This window comes from Deltaproteobacteria bacterium (assembly GCA_003696105.1).
Lineage (GTDB): Bacteria > Myxococcota_A > Polyangia > Haliangiales > J016 > J016.
Genome location: RFGE01000194.1, coordinates 1 through 3,434, shown reverse-complemented (window position 1 = coordinate 3,434; position 3,434 = coordinate 1). Strand labels below are relative to the sequence as shown.

At 66.4% G+C, this 3,434-nt stretch carries 2 protein-coding genes, 1 tRNA gene and 2 rRNA genes; 3 read left to right on the top strand and 2 right to left on the bottom strand.

Annotated features, from left to right (window positions below):
• The 3 genes from D6689_12810 to D6689_12800 all read left to right on the top strand — a co-directional run.
• Nucleotides 1-339 (top strand): 23S ribosomal RNA (locus D6689_12810); the annotation flags it as partial.
• Nucleotides 340-431: 92 nt separating this feature from the next.
• A 5S ribosomal RNA gene (rrf, locus tag D6689_12805) occupies nt 432-548 on the top strand.
• 82 nt (nt 549-630) lie between these two features.
• Nucleotides 631-706, top strand: a tRNA-Ala gene (locus D6689_12800).
• 512 nt (nt 707-1,218) lie between these two features.
• Here the strand turns inward: D6689_12800 and D6689_12795 are convergent.
• Together D6689_12795 and rny are read right to left on the bottom strand one after the other, a co-directional pair.
• Nucleotides 1,219-2,502, bottom strand: coding sequence for a tyrosine--tRNA ligase (locus D6689_12795; protein ID RMH40765.1), 1,284 nt, complete (start codon nt 2,500-2,502; stop codon nt 1,219-1,221).
• Nucleotides 2,499-3,434: ribonuclease Y (gene rny, locus D6689_12790; GenBank protein ID RMH40764.1), on the bottom strand; the 936-nt coding region annotated here is incomplete at its 5' end. The genes D6689_12795 and rny, both read right to left, overlap by 4 nt.

Here is a 3,434-nt window from a genome sequence, read left to right as displayed (position 1 = left end):
TACGCGAGCTGGGTTCAGAACGTCGTGAGACAGTTCGGTCCCTATCCGCCGTGGGCGCAGGACGCTTGAGGAGATCTGTCCTTAGTACGAGAGGACCGGGATGGACGAACCGCTAGTGTTCCGGTTGTCACGCCAGTGGCATTGCCGGGTAGCTATGTTCGGAAGGGATAACCGCTGAAAGCATCTAAGCGGGAAGCCCACTCCAAGATAAGGCGTCCCTGAGGCTTCGGCCTCCTGAAGACCCCATGTAGACGACATGGTTGATAGGCTGGATGTGGAAGCGCAGCAATGCGTGGAGCTAACCAGTACTAATCGGTCGTGAGGCTTGACCACCTTTTTTTTCTGCGTGCGACGTTCCTGTGGCACGCAGGGTGGAGTTCATCTCCCGCGATGGGAGCGCAGCGAATCAGCGCAACTCGCGTTTCACGGTTTCCGGCGGCAATGTCGGAGGGGCCACACCCGTTCCCATCCCGAACACGGAAGTTAAGCCCTCCAGAGCCGATGGTACTGCAGGGGCCACCCTGTGGGAGAGTAGGACGCTGCCGGGTTTTATGGGCCTCTCGCCCTTGGTGAGGGGCCCTCTTTTTTTTGCTACTCTTGCGTGCGGCAGCGACGATGCCCACTACGAACGGGGGATTAGCTCAGCTGGGAGAGCGCGGGCTTTGCAAGCCTGAGGTCGAGGGTTCGAATCCCTTATCCTCCACCACGGTCGCCGATGGCTGACGCGCGCGGAGTAGCGCGAGTTCGAAGCGACGGAGTTCTGACCGTACCGGTGATGCGCGCAGCGTGTGGTCGAACGCGGGGGCGGCGGGGCGCGAGCCACGGCGCGGGGGCGCGGGCTGCGATTCATGGCCGCGGGGGGCGCGGGGTGCGATCCACGGGGAGGGTGCCAGTCCGACCGACCGCAGTGCGCTGGATATGTCGGCGAACCACGCTCGCGGATTGTGACGCGGCCCGCGGCGGTGGGGACGAGCGAGACAGGGGAAAGCGATTTCGCGGTTCAATCGGGCGCGGTGCTCCCGCCCGTTGCGCCCGGACAATGCGTCGGTCCGCAACCGCGGCACCGAGCACGGCCGCGCTGCGAGGTGGGGGCGGCGGGACGCTCGACAGCCTACCGAGCCCGGGCAGACCTGCCTCGTGCGTTCTAACGTGAGCGCGCGCAGGGGCCGGCCACACGGCCGCCGCCCGGTGGGGACCTGTTCCGGCTCGGGTGGCGCGTCAGCGGGCCTGGACGAGGTGATAGGTCTTCTTGCCGGCGCGAAGGATGAGGGTCGTTTCGGTGGCGAGGTCGGTCAGACCGACCGTCCGCGCCGGGTCGGCGACGCGGCGGTTGTTCAGGTACACGCCGCCGCCGGTCACCAACCGCCGAGCGGCGCCCTTGGACGACGCAAGGCCGGTGCGAACGAGCAGCTCGACCAGCGGGATGCCGCGCTCCAATTCGACCCGCGGGACGGTCGTCGCCGGCACGTCGGCTCGCAGCGCGTCGAGATCGGCGTCGGTGAGTTCGTCGAGCGAGCCGCCGAACATGACCGCGCTCGCGGCGGCGGCTCGCCGTGCCGCATCGGCGCCGTGCACGAATGCGGTCACGTCCTCCGCGAGGGCGCGTTGAGCCCGCCGCTCGTGTGGCGCTCGGGCGTGTTCGGTCACCAGGTCGGCGATCTCGGTGAGCGGTCGGGGCGAGAACATCCGCAGCAGGCGATCGACGTCGCGGTCGTCCTGATTGAGCCAGTACTGGTAGAACGCATAGGGCGACGTGCGGGCCGGGTCGAGCCAGATGCGAGTGCCGGCTGCGGTCTTGCCCATCTTGTTGCCGTCGGCGTCGACCAGCAGGGGTGCGGTGAGGCCGAACAGCTTGGGGACATCGCCGAGCTTGCGCGCAAGTTCGATTCCCGCGGTGATGTTGCCCCACTGGTCGCTGCCTCCGACCTGCAGTCGGCAGCCGTAGCGCCGCGCGAGCACCACGAAGTCGTACGCCTGTAGCAGCATGTACGAGAACTCGGTGAAGCTGATGCCCTGATCGCGGTCCTCCAGGCGCGATCGCACCGAGTCCTTCGCGATCATGTAGTTGACGGTCAGGTGCTTGCCGACGTCGCGGAGGAAGTCGATGAAGCCGATACGGGCGAACCAGTCGTAGTTGTCCACCATGATCGCGCCGGACGGCGAGTCGTCGAACCGCAGGAACTTCGACAACTGCGCGCGAATGGCATCGACGTTCGCGGCGATGGTTTCGCGGTCGAGCAGGGCTCGCTCGTCGCTTCGCCCCGACGGGTCGCCAATCATGCCGGTAGCGCCACCGACGAGCACGATCGGCTTGTGCCCGGCCTGCTGGAGGCGCCATTGCACCACGATCGGCACGAGGCTCCCGACGTGCAGCGACGTGCCGGTGGGGTCATAGCCGGCATAAAACGGCACCGGTTCGCTTGCGAGCAGAGCGTCGAGTTCGTCGCGCCCGGAGACGTCCTGCAGGAGGCCACGGGCATCCAGTTCTGCCAACACCGTCATGACGCGTACTCGCTCGCTCGGGTTTCGCGGAGCACGACGACGCGAATCTGGCCCGGGTAGGTGGCTTCGGCTTCGATGCGGCGCGCGATCTCCTTCGATAGCAAGTTCGCGGCGGCATCGTCGACCTTGTCGTTTTCGACGATCACGCGCACTTCGCGTCCGGCCAGGATCGCGAACGCCCGCGTGACATTGTCGAATCCCTTGCACAAGGCCTCGATGTCTTCGAGGCGTTTGATATAGGTCGCCAGCTGTTCGCGGCGTGCCCCCGGGCGGGATCCAGACAGTGCGTTGGCGGCATGAACGATGTGGTCCAACACGCTCGCCGGCGGTACGTCGTCGTGGTGTGCCGCGATCGCTTGGCAGATGCGCGGCGATTCGCGGTACTTCTTTGCGAGTTGCGCGCCGACGAGCGCGTGTGGCCCGTCGTGTTCGTGATCGACGGCCTTTCCGATGTCGTGTAACAGGCCTGCGCGCCGGGCCGCCTTGACGCTCACGCCCAGTTCCGCCGCCATCAATCCGGCGATGTATCCGACCTCCACGGAGTGCGCGAGGACATTCTGTGCGTACGACATGCGGTATTTCAGCGACCCGAGCGCCTTGACCAGTTCCGGATGCACGCGGTGCAGCCCGAGGTCGAACACCGCTTGCTCGCCCGCCTCGACGCACGCGCGGTCGACCTCTTTTTCGGCCTTGGCGACCACCTCTTCGATGCGCGTCGGATGGATCCGGCCATCCGCGATCAGCTTGGTCAGCGCGATGCGCGCGACCTCGCGCCGGACCGGGTTGAAGCACGAGATCGTGATGAGTTCCGGCGTGTCGTCGATGATGATGTCGGTGCCGGTCGCCGCCTCGATGGCGCGAACGTTTCGACCCTCGCGGCCGATCAGGCGGCCCTTCAAGTCGTCCGACGGCAGCGGCACGGTCGTTACCGT